Here is a 20,541-nt window from a genome sequence, read left to right as displayed (position 1 = left end):
ACTCCGTTCGCTGGGGTGCAGGTGCTGCCGCCCAGCGTAGTCAATGGCGCCTACGCTGTCGGCATGTGCGGACGGTACGCAGCTAGCAAGGACATGGCGGAGCTGGTCGAGGTCCTGGAGGTCGACGAGGACCGGACCGCCGAGCCCGTGCGCACGATCGCAGCGCTGGAGCGTGGGCAGGGGGGTGGGCCCGCGGCCGACTACAACGTGGCCCCCACCAAGGCCGCTCCCGTCGTGCTCACGAGACGGCCCAAGGGTGAGCCCGAGCAGCAGCCCAGCCGCCAGCTGCGGCTGCTGACCTGGGGACTCGTCCCGTCCTGGGCCAAGGACCTCAAGGTCGGCACGCGGATGATCAACGCGCGCGCCGAGACGCTGCTGGACAAGCCGGCCTATGCGCGGGCTGCCGCGGCTCGCCGGTGCCTGGTGCCGGCGGACGGCTACTACGAGTGGCAGCGATCGCCCTCCCTGATGGACGGCAGGGGCAAGCCGAGCAAGCAGCCCTTCTACATCCACCGCGCCGACGGAGAGCCCCTGGTCATGGCCGGGCTCTACGAGTTCTGGCGCGACCGGTCCCTGCCCGACGACCACCCGGACGCCTGGCTCGCGACCTACTGCGTGATCACCACACACGCCGACCCCGACCTGGCCACCATCCACGACCGCCAGCCGCTGATCCTCGAGCCGGAGCACTGGGCGGGCTGGCTCGACCCGGACGCGACCTCGCCCGAGCACGTCCAGCCGTACCTCGACCTGTCCCTGCCCGGTCGCTTCGACGCGTACGCCGTGAGCACCGCGGTCAACAGCACCCGCAACAACGGCCCGCGCCTGCTCGACCCCGCGCCGGCCGACCAGCTGGCGGGCGTGGTCGACCCGGGCACCGGCGAGGTGCTCTGACCCCCGGCGGCGCCGGGCCTGCGGCATACGGGAATGCCACCCGCCAGGGGACCGTTGACCCTGCTGCCCGTCCCGTCATAGGAGTCGCCCCGTGCTCGTCACCCCTGTCCTGCCGACTGCCGACCATCCGGCGCTGGACATCCACCCCCAGGTGGGGTCCCCCGGACTAGGCTTGGCCCCGATGACTGAGATCGACGTGGCCACCGAGAGCCCGACCGACCGGCAGGCCCGCTTCGAGGCGGACGCCCTGCCATTCCTGGACCAGCTCTACAGCGCGTCCCTGCGGATGACGCGCAACCCCTCCGACGCCGAGGACCTGGTCCAGGAGACTTTCGCCAAGGCCTACGCCGCGTTCCACCAGTACAAGCCCGGGACCAACCTCAAGGCCTGGCTGTACCGCATCATGACGAACGCCTACATCAACACCTACCGCAAGAAGCAGCGTGAGCCCCAGCAGTCCGACGCCTCGGACATCGAGGACTACCAGCTCGCGAGGGCTGGGTCGCACTCCTCCATGGGCAACCGCAGCGCCGAGATGGAGGCGCTCGACCACCTGCCGGACAGCGACGTCAAGCGCGCTCTGCAGGAGATCCCGGAGGACTTCCGCCTGGCGGTCTACCTCGCGGACGTGGAGGGCTTCGCCTACAAGGAGATCGCGGAGATCATGGGCACGCCCATCGGCACCGTGATGTCCCGCCTGCACCGCGGGCGCCGCCAGCTGCGCGACCTGCTCACCGACTACGCCGTCGAGCGTGGGTTCGCCGCGCCCGAGGGCGCGCCCGCCCAGCAGACGCAGCAGGACGGGGGTGCGAAGTGATGGGTGAGCACATGGACTGCTCGAACTTCATGGAGCACGTCTTCGAGTACCTCGACGGCGAGATGACCGAGAGCGACTGCGCGACCTTCGCCCGTCACCTGCGGGAGTGTCCGCCCTGCCTCGACGAGTACCAGCGCGACCAGGCCCTCAAGGCCCGGATCCGGCGATCCTGCGGCTGCGAGGAAGCACCCGTCCAGCTGCGCACCCAGATCATCGCCAGCTTCACCAGCATCACCATCGACTACGGTCGGTAGGAGTCTCATGCCCGACCCCCGGGAACGAGGGCTGCCCCGCCACCGGGTGCGGCCCTCGACCCATGTCGGGGGTAGGTGTCGTCCTGGCGGGCCGGTGTGGCGCTGGTGTGGTGGCGTGCGCGATCCTGACCGGTCTTCGGGTGGTTCACCTCGAAGCTCGACCGACCGGTCGCCGGCAGAACCCTCAGGCATGACGAAGGCCCCCGTCCCGCATGTGCGGGGTGGGGGCCTGTCGCTGCCGCGGCCCGGTCTCAGGCGTTGGGCTTGCGGCCGTGGTTGGCGCCGTTCTTCTTGCGGGCACGACGCTTGCGAGCGCGCTTGCTCATGAGGACTCCTCGTGTCGGACGGGTCGGACGTCGCCGGTAAGGGCGCCGGTCCGCTGGCCCGGGACGGGCCTCAACGTCCCATTGTCGCACAGGGCGGCGGCCCAGCAGAAACGCCGGCGCGGGCGGCATACGGGCTCGGGTCCCCGAGCAGGCTGACGGCCCCGCGCGGGGGGTGCGGGGCCGTCAGGACTGGGGAGGGCGAGCGGGGCTCAGCCCTTCTTGGTCTCGGCGAAGATCGCGGCGATCTCGTCGATCTTGGCGAGCAGCTCGTCGGCCTTGGCGACGTCCCACTCACCCTTGGTGCCCGAGGCCCCGGCCAGCTTGGTGGCCTCGTTCACGAGGGTGTGCAGCTGCGGGAACTTCTCGAAGTGCGGCGGCTTGAAGTAGTCGGTCCACAGCACCCACAGGTGCTCCTTGACCAGCTGGGAGCGCTGCTCCTTGATGATCGTCGCGCGGACCTTGAAGTCGGGGTCGTCGTTGTCCGCGACCTTCTCGATGATGGCCTTGACGGACTGGGCCTCGATGCGGGCCTGGGCGGGGTCGTAGACACCGCACGGGAGGTCGCAGTGGGCGTGGACCTCGACCGGGGCGAACGTGAACATCGCAAGTTCCTTTCGCGGAAGATTCGAAGCGTGACCGGACGTCACGTAGATGCCTAACCTAACCCGACGGGGGAGGCCAGGGCGATCCTGCACCTGTCTTGCAACAAGCCGCGTCGCTACGGCCGGGCGGCCCACGGCGCCGCTCGCAGCAGGGTCACGAGCCGGAGGGGCGGGTGAAGCGAGGCAGGCGGAGCAGCGGGGTGGGGACCCGCTTGAGCACCAGACCCTCGATGTCGTCGTCGCCCAGGGCGCCCACGTGCCAGGAGTCGACGCCCTCACGCGGGTTGTCCCGCTCGACCCACCAGCCCTCGCGGGTCTTGGGATCGCGGCCGGTCACGCGCTTGACCGACAACGGGCGCGGTCCGCTGTCGCCGTCGGGGAGCCGCACCACCGCGAGCCGACCGATCCGGGGACGGGCACCGAACGCCACCAGCAACCAGTCGCCCTCGTGCAGCGTCGGCTCCATCGAGCGACCGCGCACGACTGCGAAGCCGAGGTGCTTGCGGGGCATGGGACCTACCTTCGGGCGGGGGACGGGCCGGCGACCAGCCTACGCTCGCGAGAGCCGTGATCCCGGCCACGAACGCGTCACCGCGCCCGGCCCGCCGGCTGCGGCCACGACCCCGGTGCCATAGGCTCGACGACATGCTCGCCGTGTATGCCGCCCGCCAGTCCGCCGACGACCCGCTGTCCGGGCTCGAGGTGGGGGAGCAGCCGGATCCCCGGCCCCAGCAGGGGTGGACGACCGTGACGCTGCGAACCTCCGGCCTCAACCACCACGACCTCTGGTCGCTCAAGGGGGTCGGCCTGGCGTCGGAACGCCTGCCCATGATCCTGGGGTGCGACGGTGCCGGCACCACCGAGGACGGGCGCGAGGTCATCGTCCACGCCGTCGTCGCCTCGCCGGGGTGGCTCGGGGACGAGACCCTGGACCCGCGCCGGACGTTGCTGTCGGAGCTGCACCCCGGCACGATGGCCGAGCGCGTGGCGGTGCCCGAGCGCAACGTGGTGCCCAAGCCAGCCGGGATGTCCTGGGAGCACGCCGCCTGCCTGTCCACCGCCTGGCTCACGGCCTACCGGATGCTGTTCACCAACGCCGCGGTCCAACCCGGGGCCACCGTGCTCGTGCAGGGTGCGGGGGGCGGGGTCGCCACCGCGCTCGTGCAGCTGGGAGCGGCTGCGGGGCTGCGGGTCTGGGCCACCTCGCGGGACGAGGGCAAGCGCGCCAGGGCGCTCGAGCTCGGTGCGGCCGAGACCTTCGAGTCGGGAGCACGGCTGCCCGAGCGCGTCGACGCCGTCCTCGACACCGTGGGGGCGGCCGTGTGGCGGCACTCCGTCAAGTCGCTGGTGCCGGGCGGCACGCTCGTGACGGCGGGCGCCACGTCCGGGGACCCTTCGCGGACGGAGCTCGCCGACATCTTCTTTCGCCAGCTGCGGGTGGTCGGGTCGACCATGGGCAACCGAGCCGAGCTCGAGCGGCTCGCGAGTTTCGTGGCCGAGCGGGGCATCGAGCCAGCGATCGACTCGACCCACGCGTTGTCGCAGGCGCGTGCGGGCTTCGAGCGGCTGGCCGGCGAGGAGCTCTTCGGGAAGGTCGTGCTGACCCACTGAGGCCGACGGGCGTGGGCCGCCCGGGAGAACCCCTCGGGCGGCCCACGCGCGCAGCTCGTCAGGTCGAGCGGACGGTCACTTCGCGAGGGTGCCGATCCGGAACGAGGCTAGGCGCTTCTGGGGCAGGTCCGCGCCCTGGTGCTGGCCGGTGAACTGAGCGGTGCCGTCCTGCCCGCACAGGCCCTTGATGCGCTCGGGCCCACCAGGGTGCTGGCCGATCCACGAGGTCACGTCGTAGACCTGGTCGTTGATGACGGTCCAGCAGGAGGTCTCGTTGTCGTGGTCGTTGACGACGGCCATGGTGTAGGTCTTGCCGGCGTCCGAGGTGCCGGTCGACGTCCCCGTGGCGGTGGAGGTGGCGGAGTCGGACGAGGTGGTGCCGGAGGCGGGGCCGGCGCTGCTCGCGGCGGACGAGGTCGCGCCAGCCGAGGTGGTCGCGGACTGGGTGGTCTCGGTGGTCGACGCGCCGCAGGCCGAGACGGTGGCGGCGAGGGCGAGGCCGAGCGCGACCGGGAGGCCTACGCGGGCGGAGCGGGTCATCGTGGATCCTTCCGGGCGGGAGACGGGGTGCCGCCCACCAACCTACGACCCGGTCCCGGCGGCTCGGGGAGGCGCGGCGTCAGGCGGGCGCCCGGCTCAACGCGCCAGGCGCATCCAGGCGTCCCAGCCGCCGTGGAGGACCAACCAGGCGATGAGACCGTAGCCGGCCTGTCCCGGGTGGAAGCCGTCGCCGGTGGCGGCCAGGTCGGCGGTCCACTGGTCGTGCCCCTGCAGGGGTCGGAAGCAGTCGACGAACGGGACGCCCCGCCGGGCGCACACATCGGCCTGGGCCTCGGTGACGATCTCGAGGGTGGCGTTGAACGTCGGGTCGTTGGTCGGGGTCGAGCCCACCACGAAGGCCGCGATGCCCTGAGCCTGCGCGTCGTCGAGGATGTTGGCCAGGTTGAGGCGTGACCGGGCGGTCGTGATGCCGCTCAGCACGTCGTGGTGACCGGCGCTGATGACCAGGCGGCGCTCGCCGCGCCCCCGCCACCGCGGGGGGCACTCCGTGCGCCACCGGGCGAGCACGTCGGCCGAGGAGTCGCCGCGGATCCCGAGGTTGTAGGCAGACAGCTGCACGTCGGGGTGCTGGGTCCGTGACACCACCCGGGACACCCAGCCCAAGCCCTTGGGGTCGCCGTAGCCGGCGACGAAGGAGTCGCCGATGAAGACCAGGCCCACGTCTCGCGGTCCGTGATCGCCGTCGACCGGCGCCACCTGGGACGGGGACGGGTTGTAGGTCTGCTGGTCGCGGAACACCACGTGTGGATCCTTGTCTGTCGGTCCTGGGGCTCGCACGGAGCCGGGGAAGGACGGCGGCCGGTCAGTCGTCGTCCTCGTCGAGCCGGGCGAGCCACGTCGCCAGCCGCTCCACCGGGATCTCGAACTCAGGGAAGACGTCGACGAAGGTGCGCAGCTGCTCGGCGAGCCAGTCGAACGTGATCTCCTCGTCACCCCTGCGGTGCTGGAGCTCCTCGATGCCACGGTCCGTGAAGTACACGGTGACATTGTGCCCCATCGCGAGGAGGCGGCCGGTGCGGCATACCGGGCCGGACGACGGACGGGGCCCGTCACCCAGGTGACGGGCCCCGCCGGGGCGAACCGCAGGTCAGCGCGCGAAGGCGCGCTCCACGAGGTCGGCCTGCTCGACCGCGTGAGCCTTGGACGACCCCGTGGACGGGGCGGCCGAGGCAGGACGGCTGACCAGCCGGAAGCGACGCGTCTCGCCGTTCTGCTCCAGCAGCTCGGGGCCGGTGAGCGCGACGTAGGGCCAGGTGCCCTGGTTGGCCGGCTCGTCCTGGACCCACACGACCTCGGCGTCGGGGTAGGTGGCGAGGGCCTGGGCCATCTCCTTGGCAGGGAACGGTGCGATGCGCTCCACCGTCATGATCGCCGTCGATGTGTCGCCGGACTTCTGCCGGTGAGCGTCCAGCTCGTAGTAGATCTTGCCCGAGCACAGCAGCACTCGGTCGACCTTGCTCGCGTCGATCCCGGTCCGGTCGCCCATGACGGGCTCGAAGGTGCCGTGGGTGAAGTCCTCCGGGCTGCTCGCCGCCGCCTTGAGGCGCAGCATCGACTTCGGCGTAGCCACGATGAGCGGACGCCGCGGTCGCGCGTACGCCTGACGGCGCAGCAGGTGGAAGTAGGACGCCGGCGTGCTGGGGAAGGCCACCGTCATGTTGTCCTGCGCGCACAGCTGAAGGTAACGCTCGATGCGGGCCGACGAGTGGTCCGGTCCCTGTCCCTCGTAGCCGTGCGGGAGCAGGAGGACCACCGAGGAGCGCTGGCCCCACTTCTGCTCCGAGGACGAGATGAACTCGTCGACGATGCTCTGCGCCCCGTTGGCGAAGTCACCGAACTGCGCCTCCCACAGGACGAGGGCGTCCGGGCGCTCCACGGAGTAGCCGTACTCGAAGCCCATGGCCGCGAACTCGCTCAGCAGGGAGTCGTAGACCCAGAACCTGGCCTGCCCCTTGCCGAGATAGAGCAGCGGGGTCCACTCCTCCGCGGACGACTTGTCGATCAGGACCGAGTGCCGCTGGACGAAGGTGCCGCGACGGGAGTCCTGTCCCGACAGGCGGACCGGTGTGCCCTCCATCAGCAGCGACCCGAAGGCGATGAGCTCGGCCGTGCCCCAGTCGATCCCACCGTTGGCGACGGAGTCGGCGCGCTTCTCCAGCATCTGGCGCAGCTTGGGGTGGACCGTGAAGCCCTCGGGGGTGGCGACGAACGCCTTGCCGATGTGCATCAGCGTGTCGTGCGAGATGGCGGTGTCGACGAACTTGGCCGGCGCCTTGTCGTCGGCCTCCTGCGCCTCGGGCCGCTCGAGGCCGGACGGGCCGCTGTCCTGTCCGGACCGCGCGGCCTTGATGGCCTCACGCGTCTCCACGAACACCCGCTCCAGCTGCTGCTGGTAGTCCTGCAGGGCGTCCTCGGCCTGCTCGACCGTGATGTCGCCACGGCCGATCAGCGCCTCGGTGTAGAGCTTGCGCACGCTGCGCTTGGCCTCGATGAGGTTGTACATCAGCGGCTGGGTCATCGACGGGTCGTCACCCTCGTTGTGACCGCGTCGGCGGTAGCAGACGAGGTCGATGACGACGTCCTTGGCGAAGGTCTGGCGGAACTCGTAGGCGAGCTCGGCCACCCGCACGCAGGCCTCCGGGTCGTCGCCGTTGACGTGGAAGATCGGCGCCTGGATCATCCGGGCCACGTCGGTGGAGTAGACCGACGAGCGGGAGCTGGACGGGGCGGTGGTGAAGCCGACCTGGTTGTTGACGACGATGTGGATCGTGCCGCCCGTGCGGTAGCCCCGCAGCTGGGACAGGTGCAGGGTCTCCGCGACCACGCCCTGCCCGGCGAACGCGGCGTCGCCGTGCATCAGGATCGGCAGGACCGTGAAGGCCTCACCACCGTGACCGAGCCGGTCCTGCTTGGCCCGCACGATGCCCTCGAGCACCGGGTTGACGGCCTCGAGGTGGGACGGGTTGGCGGCGAGGTAGACCTTGGTCTGCTCGCCCTCCTCCGAGGTGAACGTGCCCTCGGTGCCCAGGTGGTACTTGACGTCGCCCGAGCCCTGGACGGTGGAGGGGTCCTGCACGCCCTCGAACTCGCGGAAGATCTGGCCGTAGCTCTTGCCGGCGATGTTGGCCAGCACGTTGAGGCGGCCGCGGTGCGGCATACCGATGCACACCTCGTCCATCGCGTCTGAGGCCGCCCGGGAGAGGATCCGGTCGAGGACCGCGATCGTGGACTCGCCGCCCTCCAGCGAGAAGCGCTTCTGGCCGACGAACTTCGTCTGCAGGAAGGTCTCGAAGGCCTCGGCGGCGTTGAGCCGTCGCAGCACCCGCAGCTGCTCCTCGGCGCTCTGCCGGACGTGGTGCGCCTCGACGCGCTCCTGGATCCACTCGCGCTGCTCGGGATCTTGCATGTGCATGTACTCCACGCCGACGGTCCGGCAGTAGGAGTCGCGCAGGGTCCCCAGGATGTCGCGCAGGTGCATCAGCGGCTTCCCGCCGAACCCGCCGGTCGCGAACTCGCGCTCGAGGTCCCACAAGGTCAGGCCGTGCTGCTCGATGTCGAGGTCGGGGTGACGGCGCTGCCGATACTCCAGCGGGTCGATGTCGGCCATCAGGTGACCCCGCACGCGGTAGGCGTGGATCAGCTGCTGGACGCGGGCCGTCTTGTTGATCTCGTCCTCGTGCCCCACCGAGATGTCCTGCACCCAGCGGACCGGCTCGTAGGGGATGCGCAGCGACGCGAAGATCTCGTCGTAGAAGTCGTGCTTGCCGAGGAGCAGCTCGTGGATGATCTTGAGGAACTCTCCGGACCCGGCGCCCTGGATGATGCGGTGGTCGTAGGTGCTGGTCAGCGTCAGGATCTTGCTGACCGCGTGCCGGTTGAGCGTCTCCTGCGCCGCACCCTGCCACTCCGCGGGGTACTCCAGCGAGCCCACACCGATGATCGCGCCCTGGCCCTGCATGAGGCGGGGGGTGGAGGAGTTCGTGCCGATGCCGCCCGGGTTGGTCAGCGAGATCGTCGTGCCCACGAAGTCGTCCACCGACAGCTTGCCGCCACGTGCCTTGCGGACGAGCTCCTCGTAGGCCGTCCAGAAGTGCACGAAGTCCATCTGCTCGGCCGACTTGATGCTCGGCACCACGAGGGACCTGGTCCCGTCGGGCTTGGGCAGGTCGATGGCGATGCCGAGGTTGACGTGAGCCGGCTTGACCAGCGTGGGCTTGCCGTCCCGCTCGGCGAAGGAGTTGTTCATGTCCGGCATCGAGGCCAGGGCCTTGACGAGGGCGAAGCCGATGATGTGGGTGAACGAGACCTTGCCGCCGCGGCTGCGCCGCAGGTGGTTGTTGATGACGATGCGGTTGTCGATGAGGGCCTTGGCCGGCACCGCCCGCAGGCTCGTCGCGGTCGGGACCTCGAGCGAGGTCGCCATGTTGGCGACCACGCGGGCGGCCGGGCCCTTGAGCGGGACGACCTGCTCCTGGGCCTGGGGGCCGGTGTCCTTGACGGCGGGGATGTCGCGGGGCGTCGGCTGGGCCTGCTTGTCGCCCGGCTTCGTGTCCTTGCCGTCCTTGGTCGCCGACCTCGCCTCCTTGACGGGTGCCTTGACGGGCGCCTTCTGCGACGCGCTCGCCGGTGGCTCCTGAGAGGCCTTCGCCGTTGCCTTCGGCCGTGACCCGGCCTTGGCCTCGGCGGCGTCGGCAGGTGGCTCGCCGGACGCGGTCTCAGGCGCGGAGCCAGACGCGGGGCGCTGGGCCGGGCGGCCCGTGGCCGCACCTGGATCGAGCGTCTGCGACGATGCCGCGTCGGCGCCCCGACCGCCGCCGCCGGTCCCCCCACCGGCCGCCGCCTTGTCGGAGGACTGCCCCGCCGTGGGGGTGTAGTCCTGGAAGAACGACCACCACGCCTTGTCCACGCTCTGCTTGTCCTGCTTGTACTGCTCGTACAGCTCGTCGACGAGCCATTGGTTGGCTCCGAAGGTGGCTGAGGAGCTCGGGCCGCTAGGGGGCGTTGTCACGGCGGTACTCGCCTCTTTCTGGATCGCGTCTACTCTGACCGGCACCTTGATCGGCCTTCACCCTATCTTGCACCCCGCGGCCCTGCCCGGCCGTCGCCGACGAGGGTCTGTCTCACCCCGACCGTAGGATGACCGCACTATGACCGAATGGCTCCTGCTGCTGGCCGCGGTGGCGCTCACCGCCGCAGCGGCGGTGTTCGTGGCGGCCGAGTTCTCCCTCGTCGCGCTCGACCGGCCCACCGTCCAGCGCGCCGTCGACGCCGGGGACGCGGGGGCGCAGCCCGTCCTCGTGGCCCTGCGCAGCCTGTCCACGCAGCTCTCCGCCGCCCAGGTCGGCATCACGCTGACCACCCTGCTCACCGGTTACCTCGCCGAGCCGGCCATCGGCGGACTGGTGAGTGGACCGCTGGCCGCCCTCGGCGTGCCGCAGGCGGCCGTCGCGCCGGTCTCGACGACGATCGCCATGGTGGTCGCCACCGTCGGCTCCATGATCGCCGGTGAGCTGGTGCCGCAGTTCCTCGGCATCTCAGCCCCCCTGGGCACGGCCAAGGTCGTCGCCGGCCCGGTCCGTGCCTTCGGGCTGGTGGCCAAGCCGCTCATCGTCGTCCTCAACGGATCGGCCAACGCCTTCCTGCGCAGGGTCGGGATCGAGCCGCAGGAGGAGCTGTCGGCCGCCCGCACCCCCCAGGAGCTGTCCTCCCTCGTCCGCCGGTCGGCCGAGGCGGGCACCTTGGACCTGGACACCGCCCTGCTGCTGACCAGATCGCTCGGCTTCGGCGAGCGGACCGCCGACGACGTCATGACACCCCGGGTGCGCTGCGACACGGTCGGGCGTACCGCCAGCGCGGCCGACGTGCTCACCCTCGCGCGTCGCACCGGCCACTCGCGGTTCCCCGTGATCGGGGAGGACCTCGACGACGTCGACGGCGTCGTCCACGTCAAGAAGGCACTGGCCGTGCCCCACGAACGACGCCAGGACGTGCCTGTCTCCGCGCTGATGGTCGACGCCCTCCACGTCCCCGAGACGATCCGCCTCGACCCGCTCCTGCTCCTGCTGCGCCGCACGAGCTTCCAGCTCGCGATCGTGGTCGACGAGTACGGCGGGACCTCGGGCGTGGTGACCCTGGAGGACGTCATCGAGGAGATCGTGGGGGAGGTCGCCGACGAGCACGACCGCCGTGGCCCCCAGGCGCGCGAGCGCCGGGACGGGACCTGGACCGTCCCCGGCCTGTGGCGCACCGACGAGGTGCGGGACCGGGTCGGTGCGGACATCCCCGAGGCCGCCACCTACGAGACGCTGGGCGGTTTCGTCATGGCGAGGCTCGGACGGATCGCCAGGGTCGGCGACGAGGTCGCCATCGACGGCTGGCAGATCACGGTCGAGGGCATGGACGGGCACCGCGTCGACCGGCTCCGGCTGGTCGCGGACGACCGGGGCTCGGATCCGCTCGACGACGGCGGCGGGGGGCGAGGGGGCGGGCCGGACGGCATACCGTCGGCCGCCCAGGAGGGGCCGGGCTCCGTCGGCCAGGCGGGGGCAAGACGATGAGCACCGCAACCGCTCTGTGGATCTCCCTGCTGCTCCTGCTCGGCAACGCGTTCTTCGTCGGCGCGGAGTTCGCCCTGATGGCGGCGCGCCGGTCGCAGCTCGAGCCACTGGCCGAGGGCGGGTCGACGTCCGCTCGGCGCTGCCTCGACGCCCTGGAGCAGGTGGCCTCGCTGCTGGTGTGCGCCCAGCTGGGGATCACCGTGTGCTCCCTGGGCCTGGGCGCGTTGGCCGAGGTCGCCCTGCACCACGTGTTCGAAGGGTGGCTCGAGGCCGCTCACCTGTCGACCGCCGTGGCGACCCCCCTCGCCCTGGTGCTCGCCCTGCTCTTGGTGGCCTACCTCCACGTGGTGGTGGGGGAGATGATCCCCAAGAACCTCGCCATCGCCGGTCCGGAGCGCTCCGCGCTCGTCCTGGTGCCGGCTCTCCTGGCCATCACGCGGGTCCTGCGGCCGATCATCCTGGTCATGGAGCGGGTCGCCAAGGCCGTCGTCCGGGCCACCGGCATCGACCCCAAGGACGAGCTCGCCTCGGCCTACACCGCGCAAGAGGTCGGTGACATCGTCGCCGAGAGCCACCGGGAGGGGCTGCTCGAGGCCGAGCAGCACGGGCTGGTCCAGGGCGCGCTGGAGTTCAGCGGCCGCCTCGCGGGAGAGGCGGCGGTCCCCCTCGGGGAGGTCGTCTCGCTGCCCGAGACGTCGACCCCGCAGGACCTCGAGCGGCTCGTGGCCAAGCACGGCTTCTCGCGCTACCTCGTGCGCGATCCCGAGGGGGACATCGTGGGGTACCTCCACCTCAAGGACGTCCTGTACGCCCGCGACGAGGACTTCGCCGACCCCATCCCCGCGAAGCGCATCCGGCGGCTCGCGACCGTGCGCGCCGACGACGAGGTCGAGGACGTCCTCGCCACCATGCAGCTGACCGGCCGGCACCTCGCGCAGGTCCTCGACGACGACGACCGGGTCACGGGCGTCATCTTTCTCGAGGACGTCCTGGAGGAGCTGGTCGGCGAGGTCAGCGACCAGTCCCAGAGGGCCGTCGAGCGGGTCGCGAGGACGAGGGCGGCTCTGCCGGCGGCAGGCACAGACGGGGGCACCGGGGCCTGAGGCCCCGACGTCCGTCGAGGAGAGTCCACCGGTGACCGGGCCGGCTCGGGCCGCTCAGGTGGGTTCGGCGAAGGTGATGGCGGCCCCGCCCGCCGAGCGCCTCCACGTCACGGCGAGGCCCTCCGAGACGACCGCCACCTCCAGCCTGGCCAGGCTCCGCCCCAGCTCGAGGTCGTCGGGGCAGTCCAGCCTCCCCACCACCACGTCGTCCTGGAGCCTGAGGTCGACCGGGGACACCCACGGGCAGCCCAGGAGGGCGAGCCGCAGCGCGCGACCCGCTCGTTCGGCCACGCCGTCCAGCGAGGCCGGCGTGATCCCCACGGTCGCCGCCGTCGCCGAGCCGGGGGGTGCCCCGAGAGCCGAACGAAGAGCCTCCACGTGCCCGAGCGCGAACCAGTCACCCGCGCCCGCACGCACCAGCGACCGCGCTCCCGGCAGGTCCCACGCCCCGGGGGCCACCACCAGGTGGTCCAGGCCTCGGAGCAGGGCAGCACCCACCCCGTCGGTCTTGCCCTTGACGAGGTCCGCCGCCGCGGCGACCTCGTCGACCAGCGCCCGACTGGTGACGGACAGGGGACGACCGTCGTGGTCGAGGTCGCCGCGCAGGTCGTCGGCAGGCAGGATCCCCGACAGGCCCAGGGCGAGGTCGGTCTGCCCCAGGCGCCACGGGCGCCCCGCGGTGTCGGTGACCACGACACCCACCCGAGTCAGGCCCGGCTGCTGCGCGAGGAGCGACTCGCGCAGCCGGCTCGCCGCCTGGTCGGGGTCCGCGGGCAGGGAGAGGAGGCCGCCCCCTGGGCCCGTGTTGGAGGCGTCGACGCCCGCGGCCGCCATCACGGGTCCGGCGACGCTCTCCACGACCCGCGTCACCCCGTCCGGCGTGGCACGCTCCGCGACGACCCGCCGGGTGCCGGACCGGACGAGCGCGTCCTTGCCGGCACGGTCGCCGTGCCACGGCGTGCGCAGCCCCAGCGACTTGGACACCAGCTTGCTCGACACGGCCAGCACGTCCCCGTCGACGATCCGGGTGCCTGCGGCGTCAGCGGCCGTGAGCAGCGCTGCGGCGAGGTCGGTGCCGGTCACGACCTCCGGCATACCGGGCAAGCCCGTGATGGTCACGGCCGGTGCGGACGGTGTCGACGCGGCTGGCCGGCCGCGCTCGGGCTCGTTCACGCGCGCTGCAGCCGTCGCCCGAGGTCCAGGGCCGCCCCGGCGATCACGGTGGCGGTGGGGACGTCGCTCATCATCAGGGGCCGATGCTCGACCACGAGGCCCCGATGGCGGCGCAGCAGGTCGGATGCGCCCTCGTCCGCGTCGTCCACCAGCCAGCCGTCGAGGAAGTCGGCATACAGCCCGGCCACCGCGTCGGCGGTGGTGGGCAGCCCGAGCGCGGCCAGGCATGCGTCCGCGTGCCCGCGCACCGGTCGTCCACCGATGACGGGGGACACACCCACCACGGGGGCTCGCGTGCCGCGCAGCGCGTCCCGCACTCCGGGGACCGTGAGGATGATGCCGATCGACACGACGGGGTTGGACGGGGGAAGGATGACCAGGTCGGCGGTGCGGATCGCCTCGAGGACGCCGGGCGCGGGGCGAGCCCGATCCATCCCGGCGACGACGAAACGCTCGGCCGGCAGGGCGGCCTGGTGCCTGACCCACCACTCCTGGAAGTGCATCGCGCGTTGGCCCCCCTCGGCATCCTGGTCCTCGACCACGACGTGCGTCTCGACCGGGTCGTCCGTCATGGGGAGCAGGCGCACCCCCTGGCGGGGGAGGCCCCATCGGTCACCGAGCCGCGAGGTCACCTCCGAGAGGCTCAGCCCCTGGCCGAGCCACCGGGTGCGGGCGACGTGGGTGGCGATGTCGCGGTCGCCCATCCCGAACCACTGGGGCTCGACGCCGTACGCCGCGAGCTCCTCCTGGACGACGTGCGTCTCACCGTCCCGACCCCAGCCCTGGCCCTCGTGGATGCCGCCGCCGAGGGTGTACATGACCGTGTCGAGGTCCGGGCAGACGCGCAGCCCGTACAGCGTGATGTCGTCACCCGTGTTGCCGATGACCGTGATCTCCGGTCGAGCAGGGTCCTGCCCCGGCTCGTGGGGCTCGGCGGGGAGGGCGTCGTCGAGGTGGCGCACGAGGCCGCGGAGGAACCGCGCCCCGCCGACACCTCCGGCAAGGGTGGTGATCCGCATGACAAGATTCTTTCATACACTCTTTCGGCGTAACACCCTCGTCGCTCCTCGCAACCCGGTGCGCATTCCGCCACGCCGCTGTGACATGCGACAACGTGGGTATTTGACAACGGGTCGTGCGGCTGCTGCCTGCGCAAGACGTGCGTCTGACGGGGTGCATCTACCATTCAGCCGCTTGACGGCGGGCATATGACACGCATGTAATTTCATCGTTGCATTCACCCGCAGTGATCAGTCCACGACTGAGCATGGCTACTGGGTGTGACTATTCATTACCTTAGGCATCCTGGTCGTGCGGATGACGAGGGGGACGCGACGAGTCGAGGAGGGGCCGTGCAAGAACTTCAGCTGGTGCCAGTGCTGGACGCCGCCGACGACAGCGAGCTGTCCTGGCAGGAGCGCGCTCTGTGCGCCCAGACCGACCCCGAGGCGTTCTTCCCCGAGAAGGGCGGCTCCACCCGCGAGGCCAAGAAGGTCTGCACCGGCTGCGAGGTGCGCGCAGAGTGCCTCGAGTACGCCTTGGCCCACGACGAGCGCTTCGGCATCTGGGGCGGACTGTCCGAGCGAGAGCGACGCAAGCTCAAGAAGCGCGCCGTCTGACCAAGGACGGCACTCGCGCCGTCGAGGTCCACCCGCTGCACCCACCCGCCCTGTCCACGTCCGGAGGCCCGGTGCCCGCTCCCACCCCTCGGCGTCCCGGCACCGCTTCCCTTCCCGGGGTTCGCGCGGTCGACGGCGTGCTCGTCGTCCATGACGGCGCTCCCTGGCTGGTGCGCAGCCTGGACGCCATCGCTGCCCAGACCCTTTCCCTGCGCCATCTGGCCGTCGTGCTGACCGGCCGGGAGGATGCCCTGCCCGAGGATGCGGGGCGGCGGCTCGCCGACGCGGGCATCCGGGTGCACGTCGTCGAGGCCCGCGGCGCTCGCCACCCGAAGGCCGTGCTGGCGGGTCTCGCCGACCTGCAGGCCCGCGGCGCCCTGCCCGATCCTGCGGAACGTGCCGGCGCCGACCCCGAGGCCGAGCTCGACGCCGCGTCGCGGTGGGTCTGGCTCCTCGAGGACGACTGCTTCCCCGAGCCCGACTGCCTCCACGCACTCCTGCGCGAGGCGACCTTGTCCGCCACCGTGGCCATCGCGGGCCCGAAGTATGTCGACGCGGGCGACCCCGCTCGGCTGGTGGAGGTGGGGCAGACGGTCTCCCCGACCGGACGACGGGTCGCCTCGCCGCGGCACGGCGAGCTGGACCAGGGGCAGCACGACCACCGCAGCGACGTCCTTGCCGTGGGCACCGGCGCGATGCTGGCGCGGGCGGATGCCCTCCTGCACCTCGGCGCCCTCGACCGGGTGTTTCCCGTGGCGGCGGACCTCGACCTGTGCTGGCGGGCCCACCAGGCCGGCCTGAGGGTCGTCGTGGTGCCGGAGGCCGTGGCCCTCGACGCCCGGGCGACCACCCAGGGGCTGCGGTCGCGCGACCGGATGCCGTTCGCGGGCCTGGGGCTCGACGACATCGACGAACGGTTCTCCCGCGACCACGTCCTGCGCGAGCGTCGGGCCTGGGAGCGCGAGCGCCGCGGCGCCGTCGACCGGGCCTACCGACGTGACCGTCGGGCCGTGCGACGGATCGCGCTGGCCCGCTGCCCCGGCCGGCTGGTCCCCTGGTATGCCGTGCGCATCCTGCTGGGGGCGTTGCTGCTGACGGCGGCGCTCCTGCTGCTCAAGCGGCCCCGGGCGGCCTTCGCCGAGCTGTCCGACGCGGGCGCCGTGCTCACGTCCTGGCGCAGCCACGGCTCGCGCCGGCGGGCCCGGCACACGACCGTCGTCGGGGGTGCCGGTCTGGGTGCCTTGCTGGCCCCGCACTCCCGCGCGCTGGCCGGTGTACGGGACGAGGTCTACACGGGCCTGCCGCACCTGCCGTCGGTCCTCGCACCCGAGGGCGGCGCGTCGGAGGGGCGCGGTGGGGGGCGCCCGGAGGGACTCGGACCCTCCGTCACGGTCGCCGAACCAGGTCCGGTCAGCGACGAGGCGACCGACCTCGATGCGGATGACCTCGGGGCCCGCGCCGCCCGGCACCCTGGCCTGCTCGCCGTCCTGGTGGCTGCCGCGCTCGCCGTCACGGCGTGGTGGCCGGTGGTGCGGGGCAGGGGTGGGGCGCTGCTGGACCGGGGAATGGCCGGAGGGGAGCTGCGGCCAGGGACGGGCGGGTCGGCGGCGGCGTGGACCCGCTACCTGACCGGGTGGGACCCCTCGGGGCTGGGATCCGCCTCGGACGCACCCACCTGGCTCCCCCTGCTGGCCGCGCCGGCCTGGGTCGTCGAGCACCTCCCCGGCCGCGCGCCGAGCTCTGCCCTGGGCGTCGCCGCGGCCCTGCTGCTGCTCGGCGCCATCCCTGCGGCGACGACCAGCGCGTACCTCGCCGGCCGGGCCGCCACTCGCCGCCCCTGGCCACGGGCTCTCGCCGCCCTCGCCTGGGCGCTGTCTCCCGCGCTCCTCGTGGGACTGGGTGAGGGACGCGTCGGCGCCGCCGTGCTCGGGGTCGTCCTCCCACCGCTCCTCGCCGGGCTGGCCGGCTGCGGCCAGCGTCGGCCCTGGTGGCCGGCCGTGGGAGGCACCGTGCTGGCGGCCACCGCCGCCGCGGCCGTGGCTCCCGCGCTGCTGGCGGTCGTCCTCGTGCTCGGCCTCGTCCTCGCGGCTCGCAACCACGGGCGCGGGCGGGTCGCGGGGGTGCTGGTGGCGACCGCGCCGGTCGTCCTGATCGGACCGGCGATCGCCAGCTGGTGGCACACCCCCGGGTCGGTGCTGACCGGACCCGGCCTGGCGTCCTGGGGCGGCCAGCCTCGCCCCTGGCACTTCGCGCTCCTGTGGCCGACGGCGCCCGTGACCTCCACGGAGACCGGGCTGCTCGCCGATCCGTCCCTGGCCGCGTCCGCACGGCTGCTGCTCCCGTTGCTCGCCGCCCCCGTCGTCCTGGCCGGGGTGTGGGGCTTGGCGGTGGACGGGCGCCGCATCGGCGCGTCCCGAGTCCTGGCCGTGCTGGCCCTGCTCGGTGTCGCCGGGGCCGCCGCCGCGCCGCACCTCGTCGTGGGTCAGGCCACCGACGCCGCTGGCCGCCCCGTGCCGATCACGCCCTGGGCCGGCGCCGGGCTGCTCCTGCTGACCCTGGCCCTGCTCGCGGCGGCCCTGCAGGGGGTCGAGGCGATCCGGAGGGCCGGCGCCACCCGCCCTGGAGCGTCTCGCCCGGGTGCCGCGCAGGCCCTCCGCGTCGCCGGCGGCGTCCTGGCGACGCTGGTGACCGTCACCGTCCTCACCCAGGCGGCGTGGCTGACGCTCACGCGCCTCGACCGCGCGCTGGCGGTCCCCGCCAGCCAGGTGCCGGCCGTCGCGCAGGACAGCGCCCAGAGCGCGCTGGCGGCGCGATACCTGGCCCTGGACCGTCGGGGGACGGCCATGACCTACCGCCTCGAGCCCGGGGACCCGTCGGACGTCGTGCGGGACCTGCCCAAGGATGCCGGTGCGGTCGAGGACAGCGCACGGCTGCGCGAGGTGGCGCACGCCCTGGTCACCGACGAGCCCTCGGGCGGCCGCCCCGTCGCCGACCGGCTCGCCGACGCGGGCGTCGGCTTCGTCGGCCTCGCGCCGGTGGACCCCGCGGTCGCCGCCCGCCTGGACACGACGGCCGGCCTGTCGCGGCTCACCGACGTCGAGGGCGACCCCGTCTGGCGCGTGACGCCGAGGTCCGGGCCGTCCGCGGCAGCCGTCCCCGTCTCTGCCGTGCGGGTCCAGCGGTCGGACGGCACGCCCGTCGCGACCGTGCCCGTCCGGGGCAGCGGTCCCGAGGTCGACAGCGACCTGGCGACGAGCGGCGCCGGTCACGTCCTGGCCGTCGCGCAGCAGCGGGGCTGGGCGGCCACGGCGCAGGTGCGCGCCGACGGCCGTGCCCTCACGCCGCGTGACGGCGAGCTGGCGGCATACGACCTCCCCCCGGACACCCGCCACGTGCGCATCAGCACGGTGCCGGCCCACAGGACCTGGTCGATCGTCCAGGGCGGAGCCCTCGCGCTGGTACTGCTGCTGGCCCTGCCGTTCGGCGTGCGCCGGGGCCGGGACGCAGAGGTGGTCCGGTGAAGGGGGCAGGGCTGCTGCGCGTGGTCGGGGTCGTCGTGGTGGGGGCCGCGGTGGTCGCGGGCTCCGGTGCCGTCGACGGCCGTCTCGAGGTGCCCGGAGCGCCCCGGGCCGCCATCCCCCCGAGCGCCCCGCCGGCTCGACCCGTCACGAGCCGCACCCTCGTGTGCCCCGGTCAGGAGACCGTCGGTGTGCCCGGGCTGCCGGCGGAGTCAGGGGCGCCCCCCGTGGACCTGACGGCGGTCGCCCCGCCCGATGCCGTCGCCGCGGCGCAGGGACGCGCGCTGCCACCGGGGATCCTGCAGGTGGGCCCCTCGGACCACCCGGATGCCCAACGGGTCACGGCGCCCGGCAACCCGGTCACCGCGCTGATCTCGGGGCCGAGGTCCGGGCTCGTGTCCGCCTCCCAGCGCCTGGCGCCAGCGCTGACGGCGGTCCAGCGGTCGTTGGCCACCACCGGCGAGCGCGCCGCCCTGGTGTCGGTGCCCTGCGACGTGCCGGTGACGGACGCCTGGCTCCCCGCTGGTGCCGGGCAGGCCGGTCGCCAGGAGCACCTCGTCCTCACGAACCCCCACGAGACCCCGGTCACCGTGGACGTGACGATGCACGGCGCGGACGGACCGATCGCCAGCGTGGCGGGGCGCGACGTCGTGGTGGAGCCCCGCGGACGCACCGTCGTGCTCCTCGACGCCCTGGACGGCACGCAGGCCAGCCCCACGGCCCAGGTCCACGTGCGCGGCGGCACGGTCCATGCGGCGCTGCACGACGGCTGGCTCGACGGCATCACCCCGAGGGGCGCCGACGACGTGGGGCCGAGCGCCACCGGGCAGGAGCTCGTCCTCCCCGGCCTCGTCGTCGCCGGGCCGGACGACCCCGCCGTCGTGCGGGTCGTCGCCGTCGGTGACCACGACGCCGAGGTCCGGATGACCGTCCTCGGGCCGGGCGGACCGGTGGGTGACCCCCTGCCGCCGGTGCGGCTCCCCACCGGGGCGAGCCGGGACATCGGCCTGCCCAGCCTGCCCACCGGTGCCTACGGCGTGCGCGTGTCCGCCACCAGCCCCGTGGCGGCCGCGGGCCACCTGGGTCGCGCCGACGGGCCGCGGCCGAGGGGCGCCGGCTCGGTCGCCGCGCCCGTCCACGACTTCGGGTGGGTGCCGGCGACCCCGGCGCTGGGCGACCTGGCCGGGATCCCGCTCGGCCAGCCCGGCGGCACGCGGTTCACGCACCAGCTCGCGATCACCAACCCGGGCGACGGCATCGTGACCACGACGGCGACGGTCGTCGCGGCCGACGGGACGACGGCTCCGCGCCGGATCGACGTCCCTGGCCGGGGGACCGCCTCCGTCGACGTCAGCGACGCCTCGAGCGTGTGGGTCACCGCGGCCAAGGGGCTTCGGGCGGCCGTCGCCACCAGCGCCGACGGCGGTCTGGTGACCGTCACCCCCCTCGTGGCACGGCCCCAGACGACCACGCCGTATGTCGTGACGCCCTCCCCCTGACCGGCCG

General features: G+C 73.0%; 18 protein-coding genes. 9 read left to right on the top strand and 9 right to left on the bottom strand.

Going from position 1 to position 20,541, the window contains the following annotated elements; translation table 11 throughout:
* Window positions 1–63 precede the first annotated feature (63 nt).
* The 3 genes from ACF3NS_RS15500 to rsrA all read left to right on the top strand — a co-directional run bounded on the left by ACF3NS_RS15500 (window position 64) and on the right by rsrA (window position 1,965).
* Window positions 64–894, top strand: a complete 831-nt coding sequence (locus tag ACF3NS_RS15500) for an SOS response-associated peptidase (RefSeq protein ID WP_154594536.1) — start codon at window positions 64–66, stop codon at window positions 892–894.
* A gap of 181 nt (window positions 895–1,075) precedes the next feature.
* Window positions 1,076–1,711, top strand: a complete 636-nt coding sequence (locus tag ACF3NS_RS15495) for a sigma-70 family RNA polymerase sigma factor (protein ID WP_288797678.1) — start codon at window positions 1,076–1,078, stop codon at window positions 1,709–1,711.
* A gap of 11 nt (window positions 1,712–1,722) precedes the next feature.
* The gene (gene rsrA / locus ACF3NS_RS15490; RefSeq protein WP_392467154.1) at window positions 1,723–1,965 is read left to right on the top strand and encodes a mycothiol system anti-sigma-R factor; all 243 of its coding nucleotides are present in this window, start codon (window positions 1,723–1,725) and stop codon (window positions 1,963–1,965) included.
* Between the two features lie 251 nt (window positions 1,966–2,216).
* On the opposite strand, the gene ACF3NS_RS15485 is transcribed toward rsrA, so the two are convergent.
* The 3 genes from ACF3NS_RS15485 to ACF3NS_RS15475 all read right to left on the bottom strand — a co-directional run bounded on the left by ACF3NS_RS15485 (window position 2,217) and on the right by ACF3NS_RS15475 (window position 3,404).
* Entirely contained in the window at window positions 2,217–2,291 is a 75-nt protein-coding gene (locus ACF3NS_RS15485; RefSeq protein ID WP_372490264.1) for a 50S ribosomal protein bL37, read from the bottom strand.
* A gap of 209 nt (window positions 2,292–2,500) precedes the next feature.
* The gene (gene sodN / locus ACF3NS_RS15480; RefSeq protein ID WP_154594538.1) at window positions 2,501–2,893 is read right to left on the bottom strand and encodes a superoxide dismutase, Ni; all 393 of its coding nucleotides are present in this window, start codon (window positions 2,891–2,893) and stop codon (window positions 2,501–2,503) included.
* 154 nt (window positions 2,894–3,047) lie between these two features.
* Window positions 3,048–3,404 carry a S26 family signal peptidase gene (locus tag ACF3NS_RS15475; protein WP_154594539.1) on the bottom strand — a complete coding sequence of 119 codons (357 nt, stop codon included), beginning with the start codon at window positions 3,402–3,404 and terminating at the stop codon, window positions 3,048–3,050.
* A gap of 134 nt (window positions 3,405–3,538) precedes the next feature.
* On the opposite strand from ACF3NS_RS15475, the gene ACF3NS_RS15470 reads away from it, so the two are divergent.
* Window positions 3,539–4,504 carry a zinc-binding dehydrogenase gene (locus ACF3NS_RS15470; RefSeq protein WP_154594540.1) on the top strand — a complete coding sequence of 322 codons (966 nt, stop codon included), beginning with the start codon at window positions 3,539–3,541 and terminating at the stop codon, window positions 4,502–4,504.
* Between the two features lie 75 nt (window positions 4,505–4,579).
* Here ACF3NS_RS15470 and ACF3NS_RS15465 read toward each other — a convergent pair whose 3' ends face one another.
* The 4 genes from ACF3NS_RS15465 to ACF3NS_RS15450 all read right to left on the bottom strand — a co-directional run bounded on the left by ACF3NS_RS15465 (window position 4,580) and on the right by ACF3NS_RS15450 (window position 10,073).
* Entirely contained in the window at window positions 4,580–5,044 is a 465-nt protein-coding gene (locus ACF3NS_RS15465; protein ID WP_392467151.1) for a cytochrome b5 domain-containing protein, read from the bottom strand.
* Window positions 5,045–5,140: 96 nt separating this feature from the next.
* Complete coding sequence (locus tag ACF3NS_RS15460; RefSeq protein ID WP_375804531.1) at window positions 5,141–5,803, bottom strand: GDSL-type esterase/lipase family protein; 663 nt, start codon at window positions 5,801–5,803, stop codon at window positions 5,141–5,143.
* Between the two features lie 64 nt (window positions 5,804–5,867).
* Window positions 5,868–6,044, bottom strand: a complete 177-nt coding sequence (locus ACF3NS_RS15455; RefSeq protein WP_392467149.1) for a DUF6104 family protein — start codon at window positions 6,042–6,044, stop codon at window positions 5,868–5,870.
* A gap of 108 nt (window positions 6,045–6,152) precedes the next feature.
* Entirely contained in the window at window positions 6,153–10,073 is a 3,921-nt protein-coding gene (locus tag ACF3NS_RS15450) for a multifunctional oxoglutarate decarboxylase/oxoglutarate dehydrogenase thiamine pyrophosphate-binding subunit/dihydrolipoyllysine-residue succinyltransferase subunit (RefSeq protein WP_392467147.1), read from the bottom strand.
* Between the two features lie 139 nt (window positions 10,074–10,212).
* On the opposite strand from ACF3NS_RS15450, the gene ACF3NS_RS15445 reads away from it, so the two are divergent.
* Together ACF3NS_RS15445 and ACF3NS_RS15440 are read left to right on the top strand one after the other, a co-directional pair.
* On the top strand, window positions 10,213–11,622 hold the full coding sequence (locus ACF3NS_RS15445) for a hemolysin family protein (RefSeq protein ID WP_154594542.1): 1,410 nt from the start codon (window positions 10,213–10,215) through the stop codon (window positions 11,620–11,622).
* Window positions 11,619–12,725, top strand: a complete 1,107-nt coding sequence (locus ACF3NS_RS15440; protein WP_288797672.1) for a hemolysin family protein — start codon at window positions 11,619–11,621, stop codon at window positions 12,723–12,725. The genes ACF3NS_RS15445 and ACF3NS_RS15440 overlap by 4 nt, the downstream gene beginning before the upstream one ends.
* 54 nt (window positions 12,726–12,779) lie before the next feature.
* On the opposite strand, the gene ACF3NS_RS15435 is transcribed toward ACF3NS_RS15440, so the two are convergent.
* Together ACF3NS_RS15435 and cofD are read right to left on the bottom strand one after the other, a co-directional pair.
* Entirely contained in the window at window positions 12,780–13,844 is a 1,065-nt protein-coding gene (locus ACF3NS_RS15435) for a coenzyme F420-0:L-glutamate ligase (RefSeq protein WP_289032983.1), read from the bottom strand.
* 50 nt (window positions 13,845–13,894) lie between these two features.
* A complete protein-coding gene (gene cofD, locus ACF3NS_RS15430; protein ID WP_154594544.1) occupies window positions 13,895–14,917 on the bottom strand; it encodes a 2-phospho-L-lactate transferase in 1,023 nt (340 codons plus the stop codon).
* A 333-nt stretch (window positions 14,918–15,250) separates the two neighbouring features.
* Between cofD and ACF3NS_RS15425 the strand changes: the two genes are divergently transcribed.
* From ACF3NS_RS15425 to ACF3NS_RS15415, 3 genes are all read left to right on the top strand, one after another.
* Window positions 15,251–15,517: a WhiB family transcriptional regulator gene (locus ACF3NS_RS15425; protein ID WP_288797670.1), complete on the top strand. Its 267-nt coding sequence runs from the start codon at window positions 15,251–15,253 to the stop codon at window positions 15,515–15,517.
* Between the two features lie 137 nt (window positions 15,518–15,654).
* A complete protein-coding gene (locus ACF3NS_RS15420; RefSeq protein ID WP_195849254.1) occupies window positions 15,655–19,038 on the top strand; it encodes a glycosyltransferase in 3,384 nt (1,127 codons plus the stop codon).
* Window positions 19,035–20,534: a DUF5719 family protein gene (locus tag ACF3NS_RS15415; RefSeq protein WP_154594546.1), complete on the top strand. Its 1,500-nt coding sequence runs from the start codon at window positions 19,035–19,037 to the stop codon at window positions 20,532–20,534. The genes ACF3NS_RS15420 and ACF3NS_RS15415 overlap by 4 nt, the downstream gene beginning before the upstream one ends.
* The last annotated feature ends 7 nt before the right edge of the window (window positions 20,535–20,541 follow it).

The sequence above is a fragment of the Arsenicicoccus cauae genome (assembly GCF_043162025.1).
In the GTDB taxonomy this organism is placed as follows: Bacteria; Actinomycetota; Actinomycetes; order Actinomycetales; family Dermatophilaceae; genus Arsenicicoccus; species Arsenicicoccus cauae.
This window is presented reverse-complemented; position numbering and strand designations above follow the sequence as displayed.

Coding starts and splice junctions, on each gene's coding strand:
- ACF3NS_RS15500 (WP_154594536.1), top strand. CDS start 64: ATGTGCGGACGGTACGCAGCTAGCAAGGACATGGCGGAGCTGGTCGAG.
- ACF3NS_RS15495 (WP_288797678.1), top strand. CDS start 1,076: ATGACTGAGATCGACGTGGCCACCGAGAGCCCGACCGACCGGCAGGCC.
- rsrA (WP_392467154.1), top strand. CDS start 1,723: ATGGACTGCTCGAACTTCATGGAGCACGTCTTCGAGTACCTCGACGGC.
- sodN (WP_154594538.1), bottom strand. CDS start 2,893: ATGTTCACGTTCGCCCCGGTCGAGGTCCACGCCCACTGCGACCTCCCG.
- ACF3NS_RS15475 (WP_154594539.1), bottom strand. CDS start 3,404: ATGCCCCGCAAGCACCTCGGCTTCGCAGTCGTGCGCGGTCGCTCGATG.
- ACF3NS_RS15470 (WP_154594540.1), top strand. CDS start 3,539: ATGCTCGCCGTGTATGCCGCCCGCCAGTCCGCCGACGACCCGCTGTCC.
- ACF3NS_RS15465 (WP_392467151.1), bottom strand. CDS start 5,044: ATGACCCGCTCCGCCCGCGTAGGCCTCCCGGTCGCGCTCGGCCTCGCC.
- ACF3NS_RS15445 (WP_154594542.1), top strand. CDS start 10,213: ATGACCGAATGGCTCCTGCTGCTGGCCGCGGTGGCGCTCACCGCCGCA.
- ACF3NS_RS15440 (WP_288797672.1), top strand. CDS start 11,619: ATGAGCACCGCAACCGCTCTGTGGATCTCCCTGCTGCTCCTGCTCGGC.
- cofD (WP_154594544.1), bottom strand. CDS start 14,917: ATGCGGATCACCACCCTTGCCGGAGGTGTCGGCGGGGCGCGGTTCCTC.